Below are 2,004 nucleotides of genomic sequence, written 5' to 3' on the forward strand. Positions count from 1 at the left end.
ACTTTTGCCTGATCCCGTGGCCCCGAGCATGAGAGCATGGGCCACGTCGCCGCTATGCTGGTTCAGGTAGTACGGCGTGCCATGAGTGCTTTCAAGCACGGCGAGATATTCTCGCTCCAAATGCGGGTTCCACTGGCTGCCGCTATCGATGGTGAACAGAAACGAGAGGTCGGCATAGTTGGAGTTGAGCGCCCACTGCTTGCGAAGGTTGAACTGCCTGTTGCCTGGCACGGTAGCGAAAAAGGCGTTGAGCAGGTTGTAGCGTTCTTCGTAGAGCAGGCCGTCATGCTGGGTGAAGAGCTTTTGGAACTCGGCTACGGCGTGTTCGACCTTGGCCCGGTCCTCGTCATAGATCACTACGGAGAGCGTGAACTCCCCGAAAGACTTGCCGTCCATGCCCATCGCGGTGAGCGCGTTACCAAGCTCTGCGACAGCAGCGGCTTTCGAGTCGTCGACAAGGTTGTCCTGATTGCCGGTGCTCTCCCGGTCCTGAAGGTTCGATACAAAGCTGGTCTTTGAGTTGTGATGGTGACGGCGGCGAGACGCAATCTCTTTCCGCGCCTTCGCGTTATCTTGCGCGTGCCATTCGGTGACGACATGGAAGTTCGCTGGGATGTTGAGCAGGCCGTTCAGCAGCAAAGGCCGGGTCTCTGAGGGAAGCTCCTTCAGCGTGAGGACGCGGACATAGTCGTCGTCCATGCGCAGGTGGCCGCGATGCGCCTCCAACTCCGAGTCGCATACCTGCCAGTCGAGGTGCCGCGCTCCGCATAGCGGCGCCTCGGCAATCTTGGAGGGGCGGAAGTTTACGAGACGCCGGATATACCGGAAGGTCCCTTCCGCCCCTAGCAACTCGACCGTCGTAAGGTCGCTTAGCTGCCCACTCAAACTCTGAACCTTCTGCTGCAGTAGCAGCCGGTCGCGCTCAATCCGCTCGTACAACAAGGTTCGCTGCTGCTTGCCTGCGAATAGTGTCTTTAACTCCGTAAGTCCTTTTCGTGGAGACTTCGCGAGCTGCGACAAGGCGTGGAGGAGCCCAGTCTTGGCATAGTTGCCATCGACCATGACGACCCAGTACATCTCGATGCTGTACAAGCGATCGGCTTTGGACTGAAGGAATGCGTTGCGCTGTTCCACAGCAGCACGGACCAGGGGACTGTCGTACTTGGTGTAAGGAATTTCTGGGCGGTTGTGTTTGAACAGAACCTGGTAGAGCCGAGTCTTGTCATCGAGTGTGCGAAAAGCAGCCTCCAGCCGCTTGACCGCGTAGTCGCGGCCGGCATGGTCGAGGCTTTCGTAATCGATGCCGCCGATTCTGAGCACGCTGCCCAGGTCGCCTGATTTCGTCAGAAAGCAGTGCTCGTCCCAGAATCCATACAGGTTGATGTGTGCCTGCAAGGACCCTGCTTCCTTCCAGTCCTTCGTAATGTTTTCAACCTTGAACATCGCGCCTCGCTATGCGTATCTCTGTCGGCTCAAACTTCATGGGGTCGTATCTGCGGCGGAACTTGCTGGAGTTGAAAAGCACGCGCAGAATCTCTATGTCGTACTTGGTGGCACGCCTCGCGATCACTACGCCGATGACGAACAGAGCGATACCGCCGAACAAGGAATGCAGCAGGGAGAAGATGGCTCCTCCCGAGATCAGAGCGACGAAGAACAACCGCCGCTCCGCTCCCAGGACAGTCAACGGACGGTTCATGGCCTTGAATACCGGGTTCACTCTGCTATCCGCTGACCGAGACATGGATCACCTCCTCTCTAGCTCGGGAAGAGCCAGGCCATGAAGTTGACAGCGCCGATGGCCATGCCGACGCCGAAGACGATCCCGGCGAGCATCTTCTTCGACTGGCCTTCGCCATAGGCGAACATCAGTCCACCGACCACGATGGCGACCAGCGATAGCCCGGTTGCAATCGAGCCGGTAAAGGCGGTTTTGAGGACGTTGACTGCGTTGTCCCACGGATCGCTGCCAGTGGATTGTGCGTAGACCGGCAGAGCTGCAAG

3 protein-coding genes are annotated in these 2,004 nt (G+C 58.1%); all 3 read right to left on the minus strand.

Translation table 11 applies throughout. The annotated features are described in order from the left end of the window. A partial coding sequence (locus GSQ91_RS14775; protein ID WP_216845262.1) for a hypothetical protein occupies positions 1-1,443 on the minus strand: 1,443 nt, incomplete at its 3' end. Then, positions 1,430-1,744 (minus strand): VirB3 family type IV secretion system protein, encoded by a 315-nt coding sequence (locus GSQ91_RS14780; protein ID WP_158822530.1) that lies wholly within the window; start codon positions 1,742-1,744, stop codon positions 1,430-1,432. The genes GSQ91_RS14775 and GSQ91_RS14780, both read right to left, overlap by 14 nt. A gap of 14 nt (positions 1,745-1,758) precedes the next feature. Then, positions 1,759-2,004: TrbC/VirB2 family protein (locus GSQ91_RS14785; protein ID WP_158822531.1), on the minus strand; the 246-nt coding region annotated here is incomplete at its 5' end.

It is taken from the genome of Granulicella sp. S156, from assembly GCF_009766105.1.
Classification (GTDB): domain Bacteria; phylum Acidobacteriota; class Terriglobia; order Terriglobales; family Acidobacteriaceae; genus Granulicella.

Coding starts and splice junctions, on each gene's coding strand:
- GSQ91_RS14780 (WP_158822530.1), bottom strand. CDS start 1,744: ATGTCTCGGTCAGCGGATAGCAGAGTGAACCCGGTATTCAAGGCCATG.